Below are 24,373 nucleotides of genomic sequence, written 5' to 3' on the forward strand. Positions count from 1 at the left end.
CTGAGCTGGGGTATTTTTTATAAACGTCCGTTATAGCTAAATTGATAGCGCCCTTGCCCATCAGGTTTGGGTAGCCATTTTAGCTGCTCAGCCAGAGCACTCGGCATCTCTGACTGGGGCATAAACCACGCTTTGGCTTGATAACGCTGCTTGTCATTGAGTACAAGATCAAACTCAGCGCTAACTTGTTCACTTTGCTGCTTACCCTGCGCTGTGATTTCGCTCTGTTGGCAATTGATATCGGCAACAACAGGGCCAATCACTAAGTCTGCCAGTGGCGTACCAACACTGTCGGTATTCCACACCAATTGGCCTTGGCCTGTCTTACAATACGGCGACGCATAGTGCCACTCGTTAATTGATAACTCTACATGACCACTGATCCCTAATGGCACTGGGAGTGACGGCGCCAGAGCTACAACTTGCTCAGCAGGTATCGATGCGATCAGGTTATTGGCGTAAGCACCTGAAAGACCATACCCAACATTACCACGACCTTTCAATTGCCAGTCGCTTCCACGACCAAATCGAACCTTAGCTTCAAGCTTACCGGTGAACAATTTGCTGCTCACCAACTGCCAGCGAACTTCACCGATGTTTCTGCCTTGCCACGTTACTTGGTTTGCGTGGCCTTGCCATAGCGTCCCTGATACACCGCTTAACTTTAGCTGCGCAGGTAACGGCGCATAATTTAATGCAACACTCACGGGTAAATGCACCAGTGCACTGATGATAAACGTCAGCACTAACACCAGTATTAGTAATAGTTTCTTCTTCACGTCCTTACCCTTTGCTCAATTGTAAGCGTTTTACTTCAACTTCACCTGAGCGAGCAGTTTTATCGATATCAAGAAAGATAACGTCTATCGCGTGGTTGGTGTTTAAGTAATCAAGCCAGTTTACCAACTGGTTAAACGCAACGGGTTGAACCCAAACTTGCATCTCTTCACCACGCGGCTGGACGCGAACGAGTTCAATCTTAAAGCGACGAGCTGACGAAGAGATCGCCTGATTAAATGGCAAAGGTGAAATGGATTGCCCACCCGCCGCTTTCAGTGATGAGATCGTATCGGCTTGTTTTTGTACCCAACTCAGCAATTGTTTTTCATTCTGAATACGTTGTTGAGCCTGCGCTGCGCTGTCTGCGATTGGCTGGTAAAGCCCCCAATAGATCACACCAAATAGCAACACTGCACCGCCAATGCTGACTAAACGTTGTTCGCGTTGAGTAATGCTATTCCACCACTGATTGCATGAGGCTAATAATTTATTCATCGCTTCAACCTCACTTTTTGCTTAGTTCTAACGAGCCAAACACTAAACCATCTTCTTTATTCAGCTGGCCTTGTTTGACGGTAAATTCTTGCTCTAAAGTGGCACGCATCTTCTCAAAGGTTTGAAAATCTTTGCTGGTAACTTCTAAGCTCACCACTTCACGTTGGCTGTCATATTTGAAACCTGTGAGATTTGAATCTGGCGCGGCCTTAAATGCCTCGGGCAATTTTACTAACCAATCGAGAACCGTATCGCCACTGCGACCACCAGACAGACGCGCAGCTTCTCTTTCTAACTCACGCTTTAAATAACTGACGGTTGGGATTTTTTTCTTGCCTGACACAGCGCGGAAAATACGTTCACTTTCTGCGCGATAAGCAGCAGCTTGCGCCTCAGCTTGACGCGTGTGAAGAATGTTTTGCGTGATCAGAACCACCAGCAAAACCACAGCGGCGATCACGGCTTTACGCCATATTTTAAGATGCTTAGTGACGGTCGACTTTGGTTTGAACTCACCAGTCAGCAAATTCACTTTACTCGCAATCGCCTGAGTCGCTAACAGTTGCATCACTAATTGCGGCTCAGCCTGCTGCCAGTTTTGCTGATCATTGAGCGCTAACGACGGCAAGGGAGAAAACGCCTGTAGTGGCAACCACTGCTCATCGTCTTTCACCCAGTCAGATTGTGCCATCATCGGCAGCCATGCTGAATCCACAGACACGGCTTGGTAGTGCTGCTTTTTCAGTAGCCATTGGCCTGCTAATTCCACCGCAGAAATGCCTTCACCATCTGGCAATGCCAATGCATCCGGCAACACCTTGCGCACATTAAAGCCAAATTCACGCAATTGCGTTAGTTGCTGCTGCAACCATTGCTTATCAACGGCGCAGATATCCGCTTGCGAGTCTTGTTTCGCCAGTACCGTAAAATGCAGTTGATCGACATCTTGAGCGACATCGTCTTCTACTAAGTAAGGCAGCATAGTTTCAAACTGACGAGCACCGCCCGCAGGCACGGTAACTTGTTTAAGCAGCACATCAGTTGCAGAGAGCAACACAATGGTTTGACGCTGCATTGCGTAGTCAGCAATCACAGACAATTCTTGTTCTGCAGGCACTACGCCACTCGCAATCACTTCTTTTTGGCTTTCAGACCAAACCAGCCATTGCTTATCTAATTGGTGATTATTACTCAGCCGAACGATCAGGTACTCGCTCACCGATTCCTCCAAAGCGACGGCGTACTACCGTCGCAGTTTCTCGATTATCACTGTGTAGTAGGCTACGAATTCGCACTCGTGACTCTTGCACTACTACCTGTGCATCCAATTCAAAATACGCGCTATCAACGCCTAAATAGCCTTTCGCTTGTTTTTTCGCGGCGTCATTCACACCACTAAGCTGTGACTCGGCAAGAAATTTATCGATATCACTCCAACCGTCATAAGGTCGGTTAGCCAATAGGGCTTCCGCATCACTGAGTGACAATTGCTGTAAAAACATCGCTGAAAGCAGCGCCGCTTGTGACTCTTCTAATGTATTCACGTTTAAGCGAAAATCTGCCGTCGGCAAAGCGCATACATACGGCGCTAATGCAGTCATGACTTCGCCCGACACCTGATACACCGCACGTAGTTCACTGGCATCGGCTAACATTCCGTTGGCCGCCATATACGCTGGCGACATCGATTCATACACGCTGTCTTCAACGCCTGCAACCGAGTCAATACGGTTGTTGGTATCGACGTATTCCCAACTAGAATGCGCCACTACCTCTGCGATATGTGTATCCATATCCAATGCTTTCATCAACTCTTGCAGCACATTGACCAAATACGGCGCGCTGGTTGAGTTCGCTGTGAGTTCAGTTTCAGCCAAAGCGTTAAGGTTGTAACACGCTTGCTTATCAACCAACTTGCCAGTGAGCGAGCCAAAATCCAGTGGATAGGTTTGCTCGTCTAGCGCCCAAGGCTGAGAGAGGTTGATGGTATCGCTGTCATCGTAACTTTGCTCGATACCTTCAATGGCGATGGCTTCTGCACCCACCGCGTACCAATAAGCTTGCTGGTAATTAATTTGATTATTGGAGCGTTTGTACTGGGTAAAAAGACGCTCTGACATGGTGGCAGCGATCGCAGCCATCATGGCTAGAATCATTAATACAACAATGAGCGCTACACCGCGCTGATTAGCCTTCATTGTTGTTCTCCAATGTCACTGATCCACCAGAGGTAAGATAGATTCGCTCTATTTTGCCAAAGTCTTGCAAGGTTAAGCTCACCGCGACTGCTTTTGGCAGTTCCATGCTTTTATCCCAACCGTCGCTCCACTTCTGGCCATCAAAAAAACGCATCTCGAACGCTTCGATACCGTTAATCAGCGGCATCACTATGCCTTCTTGCCCCACGGGGGTATCCACATAGCGCCACCACACGCGTTGAAGCTCACCATCTTTGACTCGATAACCCACTTTGGTGACTTCTCCACGGGGAAATTGTTGCTGCGGGTTATGCCAACCTAAGCGGCTAAACAGAACACCTTTGCTATCAGAATCGAGCAGATAGTCCTGCCAATAAATCAAACGGGTACTTGGCTCTTCTCCGTTGGTTCGCATTTGGCGAGTGGCCATTTGGCGAAAATCGTTATCGAGAAACACCAAAGTGCGCTGGAAGGTTTTTAAACGCTCGCCGCGCTGCAATGAGATCTCGTTACTGCGTTGCACTTGGCTCAGCACCTGCTGCGCACCAATGCTCAAAAAGGCAAAGATCGCCAAAGCCACCAGCAGCTCAATCAATGTAAAGCCTGACTGTTTCGCGTTTGTTGACGAAGAAAACAGACTATTTAGGGACATAACCACGCACCGAGACAATCGGCGCCCCCTTTTTCGTGTCTGACACCGTGACTTCAAACGCGCGAATAAGGCCATCTTGGGTTTTAAGTGGTGTTATCGTCCAATACCAAGTGCGATTGGCCATCTCTTCTTTGCCTTGCTTACGTGTCAGTCCTTTAGGCTGCAAAACCACTTTAGCCATTTGGTTATCGGCCACCATGGCGGCAAAAGTTTTGCTTTCCATCAACGTCAGCGTATTAATGTGCTGACCCACCGAACGTACAATCGCCATTGCCGAGAGCGCGAAAATAGCCAATGCTACTAGAACCTCTAGTAGTGTCATGCCTCGATTATTTCGCTTCATCTTGCTCTCCCGGTGCGAGCAATAGCACTTGGCCATTTTCTTTTGCCACTATCTGCCATCCACTTTCATCAGCGTCACGATTGGATGGGTAAACAACAATAGAAAATGGCGTCACTTCGCCGCTGGACGTAATAAAGATTTGCGGTGGCGCTTGCTTTTTCTCTTCATCAAGCTCAGCAAACATTTGCTCGTCAAATAGACTGGATGGCTCAAACAAACGCTCTTGGTCTTGCCATACGCTGCCACCTAAATTGAGCTCAACAACAATGGCATCACCTAGCTCAGTTTCAGCATTGATGCGATCCATCGAAAGTAATTGCCAACCATCATCTTCAAGTTGAAGCAAGGCATAGCGCGATTCCTCATCATCAATTCTTAAACCAAAATCGCGCCCACTCAACATCGCTTCTTCATTCAACAACTGCACTCTAAACCAGAGGGACTTCGCCTCTTGTTCGGCAATATCACGACTATTATTGGGCAATGAAAGCACCACAGCCGTGACTGTGACGGCAAGCAAAGCCACCACCAATAACAGTTCAATTAAGGTAAAACCTTTTTGCTTTGTCACAGCTGTCTTCTTGAAACGAGGAAAAGGCTGGCGACCTAGGCCGCCAGAAGATGATTATTGAAAATCTTGTAGGTTCCAGTTGCCGATATCAGCATTAACCCCTTCACCACCTTCTTGACCATCAGCACCGAAGGAGAAGATATCAATAGAGCCGTTGTCGCCTGGGCTTAGGTATTGGTAATCATTACCCCATGGGTCTTGTGGTAAACGCTTAATGTAACCATCTTTCGGGTAATTACGTGGTGTAGGGTTAGTCGGCTCAGTCACCAAGGCTTCTAGGCCCTGATCCGTAGTTGGGTAAACGTTATGGTTTAGCTTGTAGGTGTCTAGCGCGGTTTCTAGGGTTCTGATATCTGTTGCTGCTACCTTCTGAGATGCAGTGTCTTTACTGCCTAATAAGTTTTGCGCAGCCACACTAGCTAGAATGCCAAGAATCGCGACCACAACCATCAGCTCAAGTAGAGTAAAGCCGCCTTGTTTGGCTTTCATAAGTTTATTATTGCGTTGGTTTTTCATTGTTTTCTCCAATAACACAATGTTTGATGAATCACTGCCTGTCATAGCGCTAGCGACTCATTAAATTATTCATTTCTAATATCGGCATCATGGTGGCCATTACGATAAACAGCACCAAACCGGCCATAACAGCGATCATCAATGGGGTAAAAATGCCTAACGAGATATTCACCATTGATTCAAAGTTGTCATCTTGGTTATCTGCCGCACGGGTCAGCATACTTTCTAGCTCACCACTTTGCTCACCGGAAGCAATCATGTGCAGCATCATCGGTGGAAACAGCTTGGTCTGATCCAATGATTTACGCAGGCTCGCCCCTTCACGCACTCGATCGGCCGCTAAAGTGACTTGCTGTTTCACAAATTGATTCGACATAACATCAATCGCGACCTTCATACCCTCTAAGATAGGAATGGCGCTCGAGGTACAAATTGATAAAGTGCGCGCAAAACGCGAGGTATTCAAACCGCGGGCAATCTTACCCACCACGGGCATATTGATGACTTTCCTATCCCACGCCAAACGTAAGTTTGGTTTTGATAGCGCGTATTTGGCCGCATAGGTCAAAGCAACAATCACTACCATTATGTATAGCCACCAATGTTGTACGAAGTCACTCGAAGCAATCAAAACTCGGGTCGAAAAGGGTAACTCTTGGCCCATCTGCACAAACTGTCCAACAATTTTAGGCACCACAGAGGCGAGCAAGAAGGTAATAATCGCGATTGAAAATACCACCAGCACAATCGGGTAAATCAGAGCTTGTTGCAGCTTATTGCGCATCTTTTGTCGGTTTTCAGCGTAATCGGCTAATCGCTCCAATACCGCATCTAGATGACCAGACTTCTCACCGGCTGCCACCATAGCTCGAAACAGTTCATCAAAAATATGCGGGTAATCGGCTAGACCATCAGCCAATGTGTGGCCTTCAACGACTTTAGCACGAACCGCCGCGAGCATAGTTCGAATACGCGGCTTTTCAGATTGCTCCGATACTGCTTTTAGACACTCTTCTAGCGGCATGCCAGATTGCACTAAGGTAGAGAGCTGACGGGTTATCAAAGCCAAGTCTGGCGTACTGATACCACGTTTAAACTGTAAGGTATTGGCCGCTTGCTGCTTACTGGTTTTTTGACGCGTTTCAATCACATCAATGGGCACTAAGCCTTGTTCTTTTAGGCGAGCACGCACCTGACGGGCATTATCTCCCTCGATCACGCCTTTTTGCGCTTTACCTCGGGCATTCAGTGCTTTGTATTCAAACGCTGCCATTAGCCTTCCTTGGTCGCCCGCATCACTTCTTCAAGCGAGGTAATGCCTAAACGTACTTTTTCCAAACCGTCATCACGAATACTTGGTGTATGTTCACGCACTGCGGCTTCTATCGCTTGTTCGCCCGACTCATTGTGAATCAACTCTTGGGTTTTGCTATCGACTACCAATAACTCATAGATACCGGTACGGCCGCGATAACCTTTGAAATTACACTTCTCACAACCTTGTGGTTTATACAAAGTTAACGAATCTGACTCGGCGAGATTAAACATCTGCTTTTGCGTGGCATTGGCTTGATAAGGCACTTTGCAATCTGGGCATAAGGTTCTCACCAAACGCTGCGCTAATACGCCGAGCAGTGAAGATGAGATCAAGAAAGGTTCGATGCCCATATCACGCAAACGGGTGATAGCACCCACGGCTGTATTGGTGTGTAGCGTCGACATAACCAAGTGACCCGTTAACGAAGCTTGAACCGCCATTTGCGCAGTTTCTAAGTCACGAATCTCACCCACCATCACCACATCTGGATCTTGACGCAAAATAGCACGCAGACCACGGGCAAATGTCATGTCTACTTTAGGGTTAACTTGGGTTTGTCCGACACCGTCAATATCAAATTCGATCGGATCTTCGACGGTTAGAATGTTGCTTTCGTTGCTGTTGAGCTCTTGCAAGCCAGCATAAAGAGTGGTCGATTTACCTGAGCCTGTTGGGCCTGTCACCAAGATGATACCGTGAGGACGTTCAATCATTGTGCGGAATTGATCGTGGGTACGCTCGGTCATCCCCAAGCTTTTCAGATCTAATCGAGTAGCGTTTTTATCTAACAAACGCATTACCACGCGTTCGCCGTGAGAAGATGGCATCGTAGAGACACGCACATCAACCGCACGGCCACCGATACGCAAAGAAATACGCCCATCTTGAGGAATGCGTTTCTCGGCAATATCTAGCTTCGCCATCACTTTCACCCTAGATACCAACAAAGGGGCAAGCTTACGGCTTGGCGACAATACATCGCGTAATACGCCATCGACGCGGAAACGAATCAGCAGCGCTTTTTCAAATGTCTCGATATGAATATCTGACGCGCCTTCTTTGATCGCTTCGCCTAACATGGCGTTAATCAATTTGATGATTGGCGCATCGTCTTCCGACTCTAGCAAGTCTTCATCTTGTGGTAAGTCTTCCGCTAGAGAGAAGAAATCATCGCTGTCTGCACCAATATCTTCCATCAACTGACGCGCTTCAGAAGAATCACGCTGATAAACCTGAGTAAGCTTTTTCTCAAACTCAGCTTTGCTGATCGATTGTAAATCAAAGCTCTGATTCACCGCTCGCTTCACTTCAAGCAGAGACTCCATCGCTAGCGGCTCAACATAATAAAGCGTTAAGCCACTAGGCGCTGACTCCAGCACCAAGTTAAAGCGTTTAGCAAAACCAAACGGTAAGCGGCGATGGGAAATCTCCCTTGCTAACTCACTCATTAGTTCGTTTCCATTTGATCAATGAAAGCTTGGATTTCAGGTGGATGACGAGGTTCCTGACCAAACTCAGGCAACACTGGAATATGACCATCATCCATCAGTTTCAAACCTTGTTCCGCATTGTATAACTGCTCGGCACGGATAAAGTTGTATTTACGTTGAGTAATGCCATCCGCCGTAACGCCTTCGCGAATAATGGTTGGCTTGATGAACACCATCAGGTTTTTCTTCTCAACCTGAGTACTGGTCGACTTAAACAAGTGACCAAGTACTGGAATATCACCTAATAGCGGCACTTTAGATTCACTCTCTAGAGCGCGCTCATCAATCAAACCACCCAATACAATCATTTGACCATCTTCGATAATGACCGAAGTGTTCAACTGACGCTTGGCAAAACGAACGTCTACCGCGCCATTTGCGCCTAATACGTTCGATACCTCTTGTTCAATGTTGAGTTGAACCGAGTTACCTTCGTTGATCTGTGGTACCACTTTTAGCTTGATGCCTACTTCTTTACGATCAACAGTTTGGAATGGGTTATCGTTATTAGAACCCGCAGCCGAACCAGTAATAACCGGTACTTCTTCACCCACAATGAATGACGCTTCGCCGTTATCCATTACGGTAATACTTGGTGAAGAGAGGATGTTTGAGTTGGAGTCACGTGATACTGCATTGATAAGCGCAGTCCAATCACCCATTACTAGGCTTACTGCTGCGCCATTTACGCCCGCCAGTGCAGAAGCGAGCGTGTCGTAGTTGCCCGATTCAGTAACTTGGTAAGGAACGCGATCGCCATTGCTGTCGGTGTAGTATTCGGTGCTGGTTTGGTCGCCTGCTTCTTCCAAGCCCACCATGACTTGGCCAATAGAAGGCGCGCCGCCAGTACCACCGCCATATTGAATCACAGCGCCCGTTTCTAACGAACCCCACTGCACGCCAAGGTCAATACCGTCGCCTTCTGCCATTTCAACAATCAGAGCTTCGATTAACACCTGCGCGCGGCGAATATCAAGCTGAGCAATCACATCTTGCAGTGCTGTCATGATGTCTTGTGGTGCCGTCAAGACTAATGCGTTGGTTGCCGGGTGAGCGGCAATCACCACTTCTGTGCGTTGCGCTGAATTTGATGATTTTTTACCGCTGCCTTTTTCCGCTTGGAGGTTGTCAGATACTCCTTTCAGAACATCGACCAAATCTTCTGCTTTAGCATACTTTAGGTAAACCACGCGGTTATTCCCTTTGGTCGCCATTTCAACATCAAGTTGCTGAATCAAGCGGCGCAGACGCTTACGAACCTGTGGGTCACCAGAGATTAGAATCGAGTTAGTGCGATCATCTGCAACGAGCTTAGGCTGCAAGAACGCTGGTGCATTTTTGTTTTCAGTGCTCTTATTTAACGCATCGACAATGCGCACCATTTCCGCCGCAGAAGCGTTTTTCAGATCCACAACTTCAATTTCTTTATCACCCGCTTGGTCAACGCGTTTGATGATGTCTGCGAGACGATTCACCACTGCCGCACGACCTGTGATTAAGATGATATTGGCTGGATCGTAGTGAACAACGTTACCCGCACCTGCGTTATCATTTAGCTGACGCAGCAAAGGAGAAAGTTCACGGACAGACACGTTACGTACCGCAACCACGCGCGTCACTACAGCATCACCAGAGACGTTACCATCGCCAACAACAGGCACTGCCGATGTTTTCGCGTCTTTCGCTTTAATCACCTTGATGACGCCGTTATCCATCTCAACCACGGCGTAGCCGTAAACTTCCAGTACGTTGAGGAAGAAGCTGTAATATTGCTCTTCGGTAAGAGTGTCGTAGCTACGCACATCAATCTTGCCGCGCACTGAAGGATCGACAATGATCGTCTTTTCTAAATTTCGACCGACGATATTAATAAACTCTTGAATATCAGTACCTTTGAAACTAGCACTGTATTCATTTGCCGATACCATTGGTGAGGCAGCTAAACTTGCTGCCAAAAGCCATGCGCTTTTCTTAAGCCAATGCTTCACTCTTTACTCCTTAAAGGATAACTGTCTGCGCGGATTACAATTCGATATAAATATCGTAGGGCTGACCATCGCGCTCTACGGTTAAATTCAATTCTGTTAATTCAGATAGACGACTGAAAATGTCACCCATGGCTGAGGGCTCGCGTAAATCTTGCCCATTCAGGTGAGTCGCGATATCTCCGTTCTGCAAGCCTACAGATTCAAACAGCTCTCGGCTCTTACCTGCTGATAAGCGGTAACCCACAATCACGTCACCTTGTTTGAACTGAGACATACGAACGTATTGGAAAATTTGCTTCGGATCTTTACTGATTTCAGCACGCACTTTTGCGAGCTGATTTTTTGTTTGGTTAGACAGTGTAGGGCTAGCTTGGCGAGGCGTTTTGCTTTTCGCTTGGTTGTTTTGCACTGGGCGCGAATAATCAATACCTTGCAACATCACTGTTTCATTGCGGCCTGAGTTATCAACGATCACGCGATCGCCTTGCACTTGTACTAATTTGGCGCGAGTACCTTTGATGGTTTCGTTGATACCGTAAGTCGCCTGCTGGCCACCTTGAGCGATCACCGCAAGGCTCTTCTCGGCTTGAGTACTGGTTACAACGCCCACTAGAGTCACATTCAAGCGACTTTTCGGCGCGTCTTCTAATTCCGGCTGAGCCGCTACGACAGGCTGAGAAGTTTTAAATTCACCAAATAGATGGCTGTTTTTCAGTTCAGCGATATTAAGCTGTGGCTGAGCGGCCACGGTGCGGTTCGAGTTTGAAGGCTGCCAAGTAGCTACTTGAGGAGAAACAAAAGGCTTCCAGACCAATTGACCTAAAATCCATGCAGTCAGAATCAATAAAATAGCGGTCAACCACGCACTAATGCGACCTTGGTTGTTCTTTAGCACGTTTAATATTTTAAGCCCTTGTGATGAGCCTAAACGAAGTTGATTCACTCGTATTCCTTGCATTCATCTTTGCTATTTTTTCTAGCTACCTACGCCAACTGTTGGCTTTAATTACAAAAAAGTAATCAAATTGCGAACAGACTATTCTATCAAACTATGAAACCGGTCTATACCTAAAAATAGTCATACGGTACACCGTGCAAGTTTAATGTTCACTTGAACCTTGAAAAATGAGCACTACATCACCATTGTTAATTCCGATGTAGCTCCTATTAGAGGGTAAAAGTTGAAATGGGTTCCCAAACTGAAGCAGTAAGATTAGATAAATGGCTCTGGGCCGCACGTTTTTACAAAACGCGTTCTATTGCACGAAATATGGTCGATGGCGGCAAAGTCCACTATAATGGCCAACGTAGCAAACCGAGTAAAACCGTCGAACTTGGAGCGGTTATCACTTTGCGCCAAGGGCACGAGGAAAAGACGGTAACTATCGTGAAAATTTCCGATCAGCGTCGTGGTGCTCCTGAGGCTCAAACTCTCTACACAGAAACTGCAGAAAGTCTGGCTAAGCGCGAAGATAACGCTCAACGCCGCAAGCTTCATGCCCATAACCCTAGCCCTGATCGCCGCCCTGACAAAAAGCAGCGCCGCGACATCATTAAATTTAAACACCAATAAAGCTGGAATGTTCTAATGACTGACACTGTAAGCACGAGCAATGTTTTAAATCGTTACCTATTCGAAGATCTTTCGGTACGTGGCGAACTGGTACAACTGGATGAAGCGTACCAGCAAATTATTTCCAGCAAGGAATATCCAGCGCCACTACAGAAGTTGCTGGGTGAGCTACTTGTATCAACGACTCTTCTTACTGCAACGCTTAAATTTGAAGGCTCTATCACCATGCAACTGCAAGGTGATGGCCCAGTATCACTAGCGGTTATCAATGGCGATCATGACCAAAAAATCCGTGGTGTTGCTCGCTGGGAAGGTGATATCGCAGACGACGCTAGCCTGCACGATATGATGGGTAAAGGTTACCTAGTGATCACTATCCAGCCGAAAAAAGGTGAGCGCTACCAAGGCGTTGTAGGTTTAGAAGGCGATAACCTAGCGCAAGTGCTTGAAGGTTACTTCGCAAACTCTGAACAGCTAAAAACTCGCCTTTGGATTCGCACTGGTGAATTTGAAGGTAAACCACATGCGGCTGGTATGCTTATCCAAGTAATGCCTGACGGCACTGGCAGCGCAGATGATTTTGAGCACCTAGAGCAACTCACCGATACAGTTAAAAATGAAGAGTTGTTTGGCCTTCCAGCCAATGAGCTACTTTACCGCCTATACAACCAAGATACGGTACGTCTATTCGAACCTCAGCCTGTAGAGTTCTATTGTGGTTGTTCTCGCGAGCGCAGTGGCGCGGCGATCATTACCATCGACCGTACTGAAATTAATGACATTTTGAAGGAAGTTGGTTCAATTTCTTTACATTGTGATTACTGCGGCACGAATTATACGTTCGACGAACCACAGGTTGCTGAACTGTTTAGTGATGCAGAAAAAGGTAACAAAACAATTCATTAATTTGCATCACATAACAAGCATATTAATACCATCTGAAGCCAGCATCACGCTGGCTTTTTTTGTGATCCAAACCCAGTGATAGCGTACGCTTACGGTATAGAACGCCATACTTAATTTCTATGTATTAATAATATTTATGCACTAGCGCAATGGTTTGCGTGCGCGATAAACTATCCGTGCCAATATGTGACGAGTCACCTAAATCCTCAATATAATAGTGGATAATTTTTGAACTATCTCGCTGTTTTATCCCCGACCCGTTGCTAGCATGGTGAGCAGATAAAAATAAAACATTCTTACAAAATCCCTACAAAAACTTTCCACAAAGGAGCACCTATGACCGTTATGGAACACACAAAGGCTGCAACAATTGATCTAACCAAGCACGGACTTCATAACGTAAAAGAGGTTGTGCGCAACCCTAGTTACGAAATGTTGTTTGAAGAAGAAACTCGCGCAGATTTGGAAGGCTATGAGAAAGGCGTAGTCACTGAACTCGGCGCAGTAGCGGTAGACACAGGTATCTTTACTGGTCGCTCACCTAAAGATAAGTTCATCGTCAAAGACGCTACCACAGAAGAACACATGTGGTGGACAACTGACGCAGTTAAAAATGATAACAAGCCTCTTTCACAAGAAGCGTGGAGCGACCTAAAAGAGCTAGTGACTAGCCAACTTTCAGGTAAGCGCCTATTTGTTATCGACGGTTACTGTGGTGCAAACCCAGATACTCGCCTAAGCATCCGTATTATTACTGAGGTAGCTTGGCAGGCTCACTTTGTGAAAAACATGTTCATCCGCCCAACTGAAGAAGAGTTGGCAACGTTTGAGCCAGATTTCGTCGTGATGAACGGCGCCAAGTGCACAAACCAGAAATGGGAAGAGCACGGCATGAATTCTGAAAACTTCACAGTATTCAACCTAACAGAACGCATGCAATTGATCGGCGGTACTTGGTACGGCGGTGAGATGAAGAAAGGTATGTTCGCAATGATGAACTACTTCCTTCCTCTGAAAGACATTGCGTCAATGCACTGTAGTGCCAACATGGGTGAAGAAGGCGATGTTGCTGTATTCTTCGGCCTATCTGGCACAGGTAAAACAACACTATCAACAGACCCTAAACGCGCGCTAATCGGTGATGATGAGCATGGCTGGGATGACGATGGCGTCTTCAACTACGAAGGTGGTTGTTACGCAAAGACCATCAAGCTTTCTAAAGAAGCGGAGCCAGACATCTACAACGCAATTCGCCGTGATGCGCTGCTAGAAAACGTCACGGTTCGCAATGATGGCTCAATCGATTTTGATGATGGTTCTAAAACAGAAAACACTCGTGTTTCTTACCCTATTCATCACATCGAAAACATCGTTAAGCCTGTATCAAAAGGCGGTCATGCAAACAAAGTGATCTTCCTATCAGCTGATGCGTTTGGTGTACTTCCACCAGTCTCTAAACTGACACCTGAGCAAACTAAGTACCACTTCCTATCTGGCTTTACTGCCAAGCTTGCCGGTACTGAGCGTGGCATTACAGAACCAACGCCAACCTTCTCAGCGTGTTTCGGTGCAGCGTTCCTAACACTACACCCAACGAAATACGCAGAAGTATTAGTGAAACGTATGGAAGCAGCAGGAGCTGAAGCATACCTTGTTAACACGGGTTGGAACGGCAGCGGTAAACGTATCTCGATTCAAGATACTCGCGGCATCATTGATGCGATCTTAGATGGCTCAATTGAGAAAGCGGAAACCACGCACATCCCTGTGTTCAACTTGGAAGTTCCGACTTCACTACCAGGCGTAGATCCAAGCATCTTAGACCCACGTGACACTTATGTAGACCCACTACAATGGGAAAGCAAAGCAAACGACCTAGCGACACGCTTCATCAATAACTTTGATAAGTACACAGATAACGCTGAAGGTAAGGCGCTAGTTGCAGCTGGTCCACAACTGGATTAGTGACTTAGTCTCAAATTAGTTGACCAAGCCCCTCTTTTGAGGGGCTTTTTTGTTGCACCAAACCAATTTGCTAGGTTTAATCATGAAGATAATCGTTTAAGGATAACTGCGCAGTGAAAAAACCGATTCGCATTACTTTAATTGCTCTATTGGCTCTGGTTGTTGTTACCAGCGCTGTGCTATTTGGCTTATTACAAAGCCGCTACGCGACGCCAATGATCAATCAAATCCTTAGCCAGTTATCTGAGCAAAAAATCCATGTGGAGTCGGCAGACTACACACCACCACTGCAACTGACTCTAGAAGGCGTCACTATTGGTGAGGAGCAGCCCCTCTATATGCCTAAAGTAGAGTTGTGGTTAAGCCAATCACTGCCAACCCAAGATCAATGGCAGTTTGATGCGATTGTCATCGAACAAGCCAATATCGACCTTAGTCAGCACTCACTCGCACTATTTGAAGCGTTTGAAGTAAAGCAGCTAGCATTCAAACAAAGTGAATTTTCGGGTCAACACTGGTCTGCTCGCGGCGTTGACCTGCAAATTGATAATCCACAATGGTCTAGCCAGCAAATACTGCCGTTTGGCAATATCCAACTTGCCGCTGAGCAGTTGTATCTGCAAGGCCAAGCACTCGACAACCTATTAGTTGATGTGGATTACAAAGCGCAAGACAGCACAGTATATGGAGCTTCATTTGAGTGGAACAAAGCCAAAATATCAGGCCAAGCAGAGCAATACGCGCAAGGCTGGTCTTTAATCAATGTCACCATTGACCAACTCTCGCTAAGCGATGAGCAACCAATCGAACAAAAGCTTACTCAGCTATCACCGCTCACGAGCCATATTCAGAGCATTAATAGCCTCGATATTCTCAAAAGTAATGTCACTCTTCATGGAGTGAGTTTCGTCAATCTCGATGCCTCATTTGAGAATGTATTGCTCCAAAAATCTATTTGGCAACAACAGCAAGCCTACCTATCGTTTAACGCGGATTCGATTCGCTACCACCAGCAACAATGGGTAGAGCCAACCGCCACCCTTACCCTAACACCAGAAAATATCGCTATTGAAGAACTCGATAGTGATTGGCAACAGGGGCGCGTGCAGCTTAAAGGTACGATTCAACCCAATAGCATTGCACTTAAGTACTTAAAACTCACAAGAATGAAATGGTTAGAGCAAGCGCAAACCGAACTTCTATCAGCATGGAATCAAGTTAAACAACTGCAAGCGCTGCGCATCGACACGCTCGATATAAACAACCTGCAAATCATTCAACTCGAATCTAAACCATTCTGGCAAGTATCGGGGCTCAACTTAGATGGCAAACAACTTGAACTGATTCGCGATGGGCAAGTAGGTTTGTGGCAAGGGAAGGTGATATCCACCATCAACAGCGCAAGCATTGATAAGTACCTCACCACCCAAGCAGCTATCGATATGAGCGCCAACGATAATCAGTGGACGCTAGATCGCGCATTATTGCCTTTAGAGCAAGGTTACATCAGCGCCAATGGCCAATGGCAACGCAACAGCTTAAGCGCGCCATGGCAGCTCTCTATTGAATTAGATGGCCTACCGTTCGATCAAAAACTCACTACCGAGCAACAACCATTACAAATAAGTGGCATTGTTGATTTTTCTGCGCAATTGTCAGGCTTAGCAGGGGATTACTCGATGCTGGCGCATTCTCTGACGGGTGAGGTAGAAGCGAACATTCGTCAGGGGTATTTAAGCCTTGGCAAACACGCAGAGCAGCAAACTTTCGAGCAAAGCTTTGCTCTAGATGACATTATGATAAATGCCGACCGAGGCCGCATTGCCCTAAATAGCCCATCGCAAAGCGATCAACCTAAGCTTGCAGGCAAAGTCGACCTAACCAAGCCAGAGCTAGCGACGTTGATTTGGGAATCTCAACACCTTTGCCAACATCTTCAATTTGAGGCCATCTCTGGCGTGCTCAATTTAAGCAACCTTTGCCAAAACAAAACTCAGCCAGCTCAGCAATCAAGTCTTGAATCGAGTACTGCTTTGTAATCCGGTAGCAGCATGTAAGTACCAACAAAATCGACGGCAGGTGTATCACCACTGTAGATAGTGACATGAATGACGATGCGCGCTTTGCGCCCAGAGGCAAGCCTATCTAAGTCACCGCTGATACCATCAAGCGAGGTACAAGCCACTGGGTTTTGCTCAACTGGCTTTCGGTAACGAATTTGGCTGTCAGCCAAAACAATATCACCATGCAGGTCGCGCTCTTTCATTAACAGCCAAGTCATCCCCCAGCCAGTTAAGGTCGCTAAGGTAAACGCTGAGCCAGCAAACATGGTGTTATGCGGGTTTAAGTTAGGGTTAAGTTGAGCACCGCATTCAAACTGATAGCCGGTGTACTGGTTAATCTTAATCCCCATTTTGTCGCTGATTGGGATATGGTGTTCCCATCGCTCTTGTAGCTCACTACACCACTCTGGCTTACGCAGTACGTTAGCCATTGGGTCAAGCGGTTTGACCATCTGTAAGTGGCGCACAGGGCCACGTTCATCGGTCAGTTCACCACGGCGCTCAAAATTATTCTTTTCATAAAAAGAGATGGCATCTTCACGGGCGTTACAGACTAAACGTTTCACCCCTTCTTGGCGGGCTAAAGACTCTAACGCCACCAACACAAGTGAACCCATACCTTTACTGCGACGATTGCCTTTGACCGCCATGTAACGGATTTGGCCTTCATGATCAGGGGTGATATACAAACGGCCAATTGCAATTGGGCGGCCGCGACCATCGACAATCATGCGATGATAGCTCATCGAGTCGAACTCATCTTTTTCAGACCCGTGAGGCATACGCCAAGGCTCACGCAGCATCTGCCAACGAAAGTGGTAATATTTCTTGAGTTGGTTATCCGTTTTAGGCGTGATCAACTTAAACATAAAAATCCTTTTCTAAAGGCTTCAATGCGATAGCACTTTACCTGCTAAATCCATTAGCCGATTAACTATTACACCTGTAGCCAGAAAGTCACAGGGCCATCATTGACCAAAGAGACTTTCATATCCGCCGCGAATCGACCGCGTTGAGTTGGCAGCACTTGCTCACACTGGTCAGCAAAGTAATCATACAAGCGCTCTGCATCTGTAGGGTGTGCACCACGAGAAAAACCTGCGCGGGTGCCTTTTTTGGTATCCGCCGGTAAGGTGAATTGCGATACGACCAACACCTTGCCTTCAACTTGCTTAACGTTCAGGTTCAGCTTACCTTGTTCATCTTCAAAAACTCGGTAAGTGGTCACTCTTTCCATTAAGCGCTTGGCTTTGGCTTCATCGTCATCCTTTTCAACACCGAGCAATACCAATAAACCTTTATCGATCTCTCCGACGATTTCACCATCGACTTTGACTGCGGCTTCACTCACGCGTTGGATCAGAGCTATCACTATCACTTCCTTCTATTGATTCTTGATTTAACGAACTTGAGTTTATCACTTCTGGTTGCGCGCTCCAGTGCTCTTTCTCGCCTAATGCTGCCGTGACTTCCGCACCAATTAACACAATCAGCCAACACAGATAAACCCAAATAAACAGAATCGGAATGGTGGCTAACGCGCCGTAAATCACCTGATAAGATGGGAACTGGGTAATATAAGCAGCAAAACCTTTCTTGCTCAGCTCAAACAAAAATGCCGCAACTATCGCCCCTAACATAGCGTGAGAAAGTTGCACTTTTTTGTTGGGTACCAACATGTACAAACCGGCAAAGGCCAAGAATGACAAAATAAAAGGCAACCAACGCAACAAGGCTTGGTACGCAGAAGAAAACACCTGGCTATCTAGCACTTGCAGCGAAGTGACATAGGAGGTCACCGCAATACTCGCCCCTACTAAGATTGGGCCGAGTGTTAGTACCATCCAGTACATTGAGAATGAGAATACAGCACGGCGCTTGCTCTGAACTCGCCAAATGTAATTAAGGTTTTTATCGATGTTGGAGATCAGCATCAAAGCGGCGATAAACAAAAATGCACCGCCCACAGCAGTCATCTTGCCGGTGTTGGAAACGAACTCAAGCAGAGCTTGTTTCACCACATCCCCCGCAGTCGGAACAAAATGAGTGATGACAAAATCTTGGATCACTTCGCCTACATCAGCGAATATCGAAAATGAAGAAAGTACCGAAAGAAGTACCGTCAACATAGGGACAATAGAAAGCAAAGTGATATACGCCAAATACCCTGCATTGACGTTAATTCTGTCATGAGACATACGATTTAAGAGGTAGCGCGCAAACTGCAAGCTGCGCTGCACATAGGGTTCAATTTTCAACTTGTATCTACCCATTATCTGATTCATCCTTAACATCTCGATGTTATACAGGGAAGTGACGATGCGTTATCTATTCGCTTTATTCATTGCAGTCACCACTTTAACGGGCTGCCAATCCACTTACTACGCTGCAATGGAGCAAGTCGGCATCCATAAGCGCGATATTATGGTCGATCGCGTCGAAGACGCTAAAGAATCCCAACAAGAAGCTCAACAAGAGTTTACTAGTGCATTAGAAGCCTTGTCAGCTCTGACCAATTTTGATGGTGGCGAACTGGAAGCAGTCTACAACCAAATCAACGACAAATACCAAGCCAGTGAAAAAGCCGCACAGCGAGTGAGTGATCGCATTGAGGCCATTGAAGACGTTTCACAAGCCTTGTTTGACGAATGGCAACAAGAACTCGACCTCTACACTAGCGAATCTCTGCGTCGCTCTAGCGAGCAAAAGCTACGTGACACCCAAGCCTCTTACTCAAACATGCTCAACGCAATGAAACGTGCCGAGCAAAAAATGCCACCGGTACTCAATACATTGCGTGATAATACCTTGTACCTAAAGCATAACCTAAATGCGAGTGCGGTAGGTTCATTACAAGGCGAGTTTATTTCACTCGAAAGAGATATCGAATTTGCCATTGAGCAAATGAACGCCGCAATTGCTGAGTCGGATAAATTCCTCTCTCAGCTCAACGCGAAATAAGTCTCTATTTTTGCAGCGCGAGCGATTGCTCAATATACGCGACGCGCTGCTCTACCGTCCCCCACGGCACTTCTTTTATCTCAAAACCGAGTTGCTGGTAGACAGCCACCAGCGATTCGTGAATCTCTAGCGCTCCCTCGAATGGATAAGGCCTTACCTCATCCTGCACATAAATCTCTGAGTTCGGTCGACATAAATAAACCACAGGGTGATAGCCGTGGCTCCCTTCGATATAACGCGGTTCTATGTCCAAATTCGCTTGCGCTAAATAACCACAAATATCAGGAATTGCGCGATCAAGAAAGGCGACCGAGTGCACACTTGCTTGACGCTTTTGCTCACTCATAACATCAAGACACAGCTCAGCAAACTTTGGCAAATCCACCCAAGGTAAAATACCATCAGGCAATACCGCTTGCTGCTCGATTAAAGTGCGAGAGACTTCCGCATAGGTTTGATACCCACGTTCGGCCAATGCATTGATTAAGGTGGTCTTGCCCGCCCCTGGGCCACCGGAGATGATAATTGGCTTCATCCAAACTCTTCCATTGATTTGCAACTGGATGAATTATATCTGATTTGCATTAAACCGATACAAAAAAGCCCTGAGTCAAACTCAGGGCTTTCAATTATTTCAATCTAACGCAAATCAGCGATTATTTTGCTGGGCGAGCTGCGCGCTTACGTTCGTTTTCAGTAAGAAGCTTCTTACGAATACGAATGTTTTCTGGCGTTACTTCTACTAGCTCGTCTTCGTCGATGAACTCAAGAGCTTGCTCTAGAGTGTGACGAATTGGTGGCGAAAGAACCTGTGCTTCATCAGTACCAGATGCGCGAACGTTGGTTAGCTGCTTACCTTTCAGACAGTTTACAGTCAGGTCGTTTGAACGGTTATGAATACCGATGATTTGACCTTCGTATACTTCATCTGCGTGCTCAGCAAATAGACGGCCACGCTCTTGTAGGTTAAACAGTGCGTAAGTCAGAGCTTTACCCGTTGCGTTCGAGATTAGAACACCGTTGTTACGTTGACCAATTACGCCACCTTTGTGTGGACCGTAGTGATCGAACGTGTGGTAAAGAAGACCAGAACCAGACGTTAGTGTTAAGAACTCTGTTTGGAAACCGATAAGACCACGAGAAGGCATCATGAAGTCCATGCGAACACGGCCTTTACCATCTGGAGACATATCCGTTAGCTCACCTTTACGTAGACCGATGTTCTCCATGATGCCACCTTGGTGCTCTTCAAGCACGTCGATAGTCACTGTTTCAAACGGTTCAGTAAGGTTGCCATTTTCATCTTTCTTGATGATAACTTCAGGACGAGATACTGCTAGCTCGAAACCTTCACGACGCATGTTTTCAATCAAGATTGATAGGTGAAGTTCACCACGGCCTGATACGCGGAATTTGTCTGGATCGTCTGTTTGCTCTACGCGTAGTGCAACGTTGTGTACCAGTTCTTTCTCTAGACGCTCAAGGATGTTACGTGACGTTACGAACTTACCTTCTTTACCCGCGAACGGAGAAGTGTTTACTTGGAACGTCATTGTAACTGTTGGCTCGTCAACAGAAAGCGGAGTCATTGCTTCAACATTGTTTTGATCACAGATAGTGTCTGAAATTTTCAGCTCACCTAGACCTGTGATTGCAATGATGTCACCAGCGTTAGCTTGCTCTACTTCGTGACGGTCAAGACCTAAGTAACCAAGTACAGTACCTACTTTACCGTTACGCTTCTTACCATCAGCGCCAACGATAGTCACTTGTTGATTTGGCTTAACAGAACCACGAGTCACACGAGCAACACCGATAACACCAACATACGAGCTGTAGTCTAGCTGAGAAACTTGCATTTGTAGTGGACCATCAAGGTCAACAGATGGTGCATCTACTGTATCAACAACCGCTTGGAACAATGGTTCCATGTCTGTGCCAGTCTCGCCTTCTTCCATTGTTGCCCAACCATTTAGAGCTGAAGCGTAAACAACGGTGAAATCTAGTTGCTCATCAGTAGCACCTAGGTTATCAAATAGGTCGAATACTTGGTCCATAACCCAGTCAGGACGCGCGCCAGGACGGTCAATCTTGTTGATTACAACGATTGGCTTAAGACCGTGAGCGAACGCTTTTTGCGTTACGAAACGCGTTTGAGGCATTGGGCCATCTACAGCGTCAACGATAAGTAGTACTGAATCTACCATCGACATGATACGTTCTACTTCACCACCGAAGTCCGCGTGTCCCGGAGTATCTACGATGTTGATGCGGTAATCATTCCAGTTAATTGCTGTGTTTTTAGCAAGGATGGTAATACCACGTTCTTTCTCGATGTCGTTCGAGTCCATGACTCGCTCTTCAGCTTCACCGCGAGACTCAAGCGTGCCTGATTGCTGTAGCAGCTTATCAACCAAGGTAGTTTTACCGTGGTCAACGTGCGCGATAATCGCGATATTTCTTAATTTATCAATCTGTGGAGTAGCCATGGATTATGATTCACTTAATAGATGAAATGCCCCCATGCTGAGAACAGTGGTTCTCTGGCGACATTTACTGATTAAAAAAACGGCCATAATGTACCAGATTTTGGCGAAAAACCTAGAAATATGTGATCCGCACCTGATGTTTTCGCTTCTTTTCCATCAAATTAGCCATGATTTTTTCAGCCTCACGACTTAACAACGCTAAGCATAGCTGAGATTGCTAGCTCCAACCTCTTAGCCAATTGCAAATTCGCGCAAATTTCACTCGAAATTCATGGCTAAAACATTGACAACTTCATCAAACATCGGCTGAATGAGAAAGCTGTGTTGCATCACACTTGTGCAAGGTGGGACTGGCGCACCAAAAAGGTGCAACCAAGTTCCAATTTAGTGCAAAATTAAGATGGAGCACACACAACTACAAGCTAATACATTGAAATTAATGGATTAATTTATTTGGCACGAATTTGGCTTTATAGAAATCAGCATCGATTAAACAAACTCAAGAGTTAATCAATGCTGGATTTTAGAAGCATTACTTCAACAAGTAAGCAAATCGAGCCATTACCGCTTTAATAACACTGGAGGTTATCCAAGATGTCAGTAGAAAACGTTTTATCTCTTATCCAAGAAAACGAAGTTAAGTTTGTTGATTTGCGCTTTACCGATACCAAAGGTAAAGAACAACATATCTCTATCCCTTCACACCAAATCGACGCTGATTTCTTCGAAGAAGGTAAGATGTTCGATGGTTCTTCAGTTGCTGGCTGGAAAGGCATCAACGAATCTGACATGGTAATGATGCCTGACGCATCATCTGCTGTTCTTGACCCATTCACAGAAGACGCAACGCTAAACATCCGTTGTGACATTCTTGAGCCTGCAACTATGCAAGGCTATGATCGCGACCCACGCTCTATCGCTAAACGTGCTGAAGATTACATGCGCGCTACAGGTCTAGCAGACACAGTTCTAGTTGGTCCTGAGCCAGAATTCTTCCTATTTGACGACGTTAAGTTCGCAACTGACATGTCTGGTTCTTTCTTCAAGATTGATGACGTAGAAGCAGCTTGGAACACAGGTTCTGATTACGAAGAAGGTAACAAAGGTCACCGTCCTGGCGTTAAAGGTGGTTACTTCCCAGTAGCTCCTGTGGATTCATCACAAGACATCCGTTCTGCTATGTGTCTAATCATGGAAGAAATGGGCCTTGTCGTTGAAGCGCACCACCACGAAGTAGCAACTGCGGGTCAAAACGAGATCGCAACACGCTTCAACACGCTAACTGAGAAAGCGGACGAAATCCAAGTTTACAAATACGTAGTACACAACGTTGCTCACGCGTTTGGCAAAACAGCGACCTTCATGCCTAAGCCACTAGTTGGTGATAACGGTTCTGGTATGCACGTTCACCAATCTCTTGCTAAAGACGGTGTTAACCTATTTGCTGGTGACAAGTACGGCGGTCTATCTGAAATGGCACTTTACTACATCGGCGGTATCATCAAGCACGCTCGCGCAATCAACGCATTTGCTAACGCTTCAACTAACTCGTACAAGCGTCTAGTACCAGGCTTCGAAGCGCCAGTAATGCTAGCTTACTCTGCACGTAACCGTTCGGCTTCTATCCGTATCCCAGTGGTACCAAGCCCGAAAGCACGTCGTATCGAAGTACGTTTCCCAGATCCAACAGCAAACCCATACCTAGCATTCGCATGTATGCTAATGGCTGGTCTTGACGGTATTAAGAACAAGATCCACCCAGGTGAAGCAATGGATAAAGACTTGTACGACCTACCAGCAGAAGAAGCAGCAGAAATCCCAACAGTTGCAGAATCTCTACAACAAGCGCTTGATGCTCTAGATCAAGATCGTGAGTTCCTAACTGCTGGCGGCGTATTCTCTGATGACTTTATCGACTCTTACATCGCTCTAAAAGCGCAAGAAGTTGAGAAGATCAACATGACAACTCACCCACTAGAGTTCGAACTGTACTACTCAGTTTAATTAGAATTACATGTTAATTAGGCTCGCCTCGCAGGCGAGCCTTTTTTTTGTGCAGCGTTAT

23 protein-coding genes are annotated in these 24,373 nt (G+C 46.3%); 6 read left to right on the forward strand and 17 right to left on the reverse strand.

The annotated features are described in order from the left end of the window. Nucleotides 1-17: 17 nt before the first annotated feature. From MU515_RS09245 to gspC, 12 genes are all read right to left on the reverse strand, one after another. Complete coding sequence (locus tag MU515_RS09245) at nt 18-779, reverse strand: type II secretion system protein N (RefSeq protein ID WP_260260136.1); 762 nt, start codon at nt 777-779, stop codon at nt 18-20. A gap of 4 nt (nt 780-783) precedes the next feature. Next, nucleotides 784-1,275 (reverse strand): type II secretion system protein M, encoded by a 492-nt coding sequence (locus tag MU515_RS09250; RefSeq protein ID WP_260260137.1) that lies wholly within the window; start codon nt 1,273-1,275, stop codon nt 784-786. A 10-nt stretch (nt 1,276-1,285) separates the two neighbouring features. After that, entirely contained in the window at nt 1,286-2,494 is a 1,209-nt protein-coding gene (gene gspL, locus MU515_RS09255; RefSeq protein ID WP_260260138.1) for a type II secretion system protein GspL, read from the reverse strand. Beyond that, entirely contained in the window at nt 2,463-3,473 is a 1,011-nt protein-coding gene (gene gspK, locus MU515_RS09260) for a type II secretion system minor pseudopilin GspK (RefSeq protein ID WP_260260139.1), read from the reverse strand. Before gspK ends, gspL begins: the two co-directional genes overlap by 32 nt. Beyond that, the gene (gspJ, locus tag MU515_RS09265) at nt 3,463-4,200 is read right to left on the reverse strand and encodes a type II secretion system minor pseudopilin GspJ (protein WP_349775429.1); all 738 of its coding nucleotides are present in this window, start codon (nt 4,198-4,200) and stop codon (nt 3,463-3,465) included. Before gspJ ends, gspK begins: the two co-directional genes overlap by 11 nt. Further along, nucleotides 4,112-4,468, reverse strand: a complete 357-nt coding sequence (gspI, locus tag MU515_RS09270) for a type II secretion system minor pseudopilin GspI (RefSeq protein ID WP_260260141.1) — start codon at nt 4,466-4,468, stop codon at nt 4,112-4,114. The genes gspJ and gspI overlap by 89 nt, the downstream gene beginning before the upstream one ends. Then, nucleotides 4,455-5,039 carry a type II secretion system minor pseudopilin GspH gene (gene gspH / locus MU515_RS09275; RefSeq protein ID WP_260260142.1) on the reverse strand — a complete coding sequence of 195 codons (585 nt, stop codon included), beginning with the start codon at nt 5,037-5,039 and terminating at the stop codon, nt 4,455-4,457. The genes gspI and gspH overlap by 14 nt, the downstream gene beginning before the upstream one ends. 54 nt (nt 5,040-5,093) lie before the next feature. After that, nucleotides 5,094-5,528: a type II secretion system major pseudopilin GspG gene (gene gspG / locus MU515_RS09280; protein WP_279257150.1), complete on the reverse strand. Its 435-nt coding sequence runs from the start codon at nt 5,526-5,528 to the stop codon at nt 5,094-5,096. A 76-nt stretch (nt 5,529-5,604) separates the two neighbouring features. Next, nucleotides 5,605-6,828, reverse strand: coding sequence for a type II secretion system inner membrane protein GspF (gene gspF, locus MU515_RS09285; RefSeq protein WP_260260144.1), 1,224 nt, complete (start codon nt 6,826-6,828; stop codon nt 5,605-5,607). Continuing rightward, the gene (gspE, locus tag MU515_RS09290) at nt 6,828-8,321 is read right to left on the reverse strand and encodes a type II secretion system ATPase GspE (protein ID WP_260260145.1); all 1,494 of its coding nucleotides are present in this window, start codon (nt 8,319-8,321) and stop codon (nt 6,828-6,830) included. The genes gspF and gspE overlap by 1 nt, the downstream gene beginning before the upstream one ends. Further along, nucleotides 8,321-10,351 carry a type II secretion system secretin GspD gene (gene gspD, locus MU515_RS09295; protein WP_260260146.1) on the reverse strand — a complete coding sequence of 677 codons (2,031 nt, stop codon included), beginning with the start codon at nt 10,349-10,351 and terminating at the stop codon, nt 8,321-8,323. The genes gspE and gspD overlap by 1 nt, the downstream gene beginning before the upstream one ends. Nucleotides 10,352-10,385: 34 nt before the next feature. Then, the gene (gene gspC, locus MU515_RS09300) at nt 10,386-11,309 is read right to left on the reverse strand and encodes a type II secretion system protein GspC (protein WP_285892402.1); all 924 of its coding nucleotides are present in this window, start codon (nt 11,307-11,309) and stop codon (nt 10,386-10,388) included. 228 nt (nt 11,310-11,537) lie between these two features. Between gspC and hslR the strand changes: the two genes are divergently transcribed. The 4 genes from hslR to MU515_RS09320 all read left to right on the forward strand — a co-directional run bounded on the left by hslR (nt 11,538) and on the right by MU515_RS09320 (nt 16,834). Further along, complete coding sequence (hslR, locus tag MU515_RS09305) at nt 11,538-11,924, forward strand: ribosome-associated heat shock protein Hsp15 (RefSeq protein WP_260260148.1); 387 nt, start codon at nt 11,538-11,540, stop codon at nt 11,922-11,924. Between the two features lie 15 nt (nt 11,925-11,939). Then, nucleotides 11,940-12,830: an Hsp33 family molecular chaperone HslO gene (hslO, locus tag MU515_RS09310; RefSeq protein WP_260260149.1), complete on the forward strand. Its 891-nt coding sequence runs from the start codon at nt 11,940-11,942 to the stop codon at nt 12,828-12,830. A 336-nt stretch (nt 12,831-13,166) separates the two neighbouring features. After that, on the forward strand, nt 13,167-14,795 hold the full coding sequence (gene pckA, locus MU515_RS09315; RefSeq protein WP_260260150.1) for a phosphoenolpyruvate carboxykinase (ATP): 1,629 nt from the start codon (nt 13,167-13,169) through the stop codon (nt 14,793-14,795). Between the two features lie 113 nt (nt 14,796-14,908). Continuing rightward, a complete protein-coding gene (locus MU515_RS09320; RefSeq protein ID WP_260260151.1) occupies nt 14,909-16,834 on the forward strand; it encodes an AsmA family protein in 1,926 nt (641 codons plus the stop codon). On the opposite strand, the gene MU515_RS09325 is transcribed toward MU515_RS09320, so the two are convergent. From MU515_RS09325 to MU515_RS09335, 3 genes are all read right to left on the reverse strand, one after another. Then, complete coding sequence (locus tag MU515_RS09325) at nt 16,798-17,727, reverse strand: bifunctional GNAT family N-acetyltransferase/hotdog fold thioesterase (protein ID WP_260260152.1); 930 nt, start codon at nt 17,725-17,727, stop codon at nt 16,798-16,800. The two genes, MU515_RS09320 and MU515_RS09325, sit on opposite strands and share 37 nt — an antisense overlap. 68 nt (nt 17,728-17,795) lie before the next feature. Next, nucleotides 17,796-18,230, reverse strand: a complete 435-nt coding sequence (gene dtd / locus MU515_RS09330; RefSeq protein WP_260260153.1) for a D-aminoacyl-tRNA deacylase — start codon at nt 18,228-18,230, stop codon at nt 17,796-17,798. Beyond that, a complete protein-coding gene (locus MU515_RS09335; RefSeq protein WP_260260154.1) occupies nt 18,202-19,131 on the reverse strand; it encodes a virulence factor BrkB family protein in 930 nt (309 codons plus the stop codon). The genes dtd and MU515_RS09335 overlap by 29 nt, the downstream gene beginning before the upstream one ends. A 46-nt stretch (nt 19,132-19,177) precedes the next feature. On the opposite strand from MU515_RS09335, the gene MU515_RS09340 reads away from it, so the two are divergent. Continuing rightward, a complete protein-coding gene (locus MU515_RS09340; protein ID WP_260260155.1) occupies nt 19,178-19,819 on the forward strand; it encodes a DUF2959 domain-containing protein in 642 nt (213 codons plus the stop codon). 4 nt (nt 19,820-19,823) lie between these two features. Here the strand turns inward: MU515_RS09340 and MU515_RS09345 are convergent, their stop codons facing one another. Beyond that, nucleotides 19,824-20,354, reverse strand: a complete 531-nt coding sequence (locus tag MU515_RS09345) for an AAA family ATPase (protein ID WP_260260156.1) — start codon at nt 20,352-20,354, stop codon at nt 19,824-19,826. A gap of 121 nt (nt 20,355-20,475) precedes the next feature. Continuing rightward, the gene (gene typA, locus MU515_RS09350) at nt 20,476-22,308 is read right to left on the reverse strand and encodes a translational GTPase TypA (RefSeq protein ID WP_260260157.1); all 1,833 of its coding nucleotides are present in this window, start codon (nt 22,306-22,308) and stop codon (nt 20,476-20,478) included. A 594-nt stretch (nt 22,309-22,902) separates the two neighbouring features. On the opposite strand from typA, the gene glnA reads away from it, so the two are divergent. Further along, nucleotides 22,903-24,312 (forward strand): glutamate--ammonia ligase, encoded by a 1,410-nt coding sequence (glnA, locus tag MU515_RS09355; RefSeq protein ID WP_260260158.1) that lies wholly within the window; start codon nt 22,903-22,905, stop codon nt 24,310-24,312. Nucleotides 24,313-24,373: the final 61 nt, after the last annotated feature.

This window comes from Vibrio intestinalis (assembly GCF_025195085.2).
GTDB classification, from domain to species: domain Bacteria; phylum Pseudomonadota; class Gammaproteobacteria; order Enterobacterales; family Vibrionaceae; genus Vibrio; species Vibrio intestinalis.

What these genes read in the sequence shown, in the direction of transcription:
- gspK (WP_260260139.1), bottom strand. Translation starts at nt 3,473, where the DNA reads ATGAAGGCTAATCAGCGCGGTGTAGCGCTCATTGTTGTATTAATGATT.
- gspC (WP_285892402.1), bottom strand. Translation starts at nt 11,309, where the DNA reads ATGCAAGGAATACGAGTGAATCAACTTCGTTTAGGCTCATCACAAGGG.
- gspJ (WP_349775429.1), bottom strand. Translation starts at nt 4,200, where the DNA reads ATGGCCTTATTCGCGCGTTTGAAGTCACGGTGTCAGACACGAAAAAGG.
- MU515_RS09340 (WP_260260155.1), top strand. Translation starts at nt 19,178, where the DNA reads ATGCGTTATCTATTCGCTTTATTCATTGCAGTCACCACTTTAACGGGC.
- MU515_RS09325 (WP_260260152.1), bottom strand. Translation starts at nt 17,727, where the DNA reads ATGTTTAAGTTGATCACGCCTAAAACGGATAACCAACTCAAGAAATAT.
- typA (WP_260260157.1), bottom strand. Translation starts at nt 22,308, where the DNA reads ATGGCTACTCCACAGATTGATAAATTAAGAAATATCGCGATTATCGCG.
- glnA (WP_260260158.1), top strand. Translation starts at nt 22,903, where the DNA reads ATGTCAGTAGAAAACGTTTTATCTCTTATCCAAGAAAACGAAGTTAAG.
- hslO (WP_260260149.1), top strand. Translation starts at nt 11,940, where the DNA reads ATGACTGACACTGTAAGCACGAGCAATGTTTTAAATCGTTACCTATTC.
- MU515_RS09335 (WP_260260154.1), bottom strand. Translation starts at nt 19,131, where the DNA reads ATGGGTAGATACAAGTTGAAAATTGAACCCTATGTGCAGCGCAGCTTG.
- MU515_RS09345 (WP_260260156.1), bottom strand. Translation starts at nt 20,354, where the DNA reads ATGAAGCCAATTATCATCTCCGGTGGCCCAGGGGCGGGCAAGACCACC.
- MU515_RS09250 (WP_260260137.1), bottom strand. Translation starts at nt 1,275, where the DNA reads ATGAATAAATTATTAGCCTCATGCAATCAGTGGTGGAATAGCATTACT.
- gspI (WP_260260141.1), bottom strand. Translation starts at nt 4,468, where the DNA reads ATGAAGCGAAATAATCGAGGCATGACACTACTAGAGGTTCTAGTAGCA.
- pckA (WP_260260150.1), top strand. Translation starts at nt 13,167, where the DNA reads ATGACCGTTATGGAACACACAAAGGCTGCAACAATTGATCTAACCAAG.
- gspF (WP_260260144.1), bottom strand. Translation starts at nt 6,828, where the DNA reads ATGGCAGCGTTTGAATACAAAGCACTGAATGCCCGAGGTAAAGCGCAA.
- gspG (WP_279257150.1), bottom strand. Translation starts at nt 5,528, where the DNA reads ATGAAAGCCAAACAAGGCGGCTTTACTCTACTTGAGCTGATGGTTGTG.
- gspE (WP_260260145.1), bottom strand. Translation starts at nt 8,321, where the DNA reads ATGAGTGAGTTAGCAAGGGAGATTTCCCATCGCCGCTTACCGTTTGGT.
- hslR (WP_260260148.1), top strand. Translation starts at nt 11,538, where the DNA reads ATGGGTTCCCAAACTGAAGCAGTAAGATTAGATAAATGGCTCTGGGCC.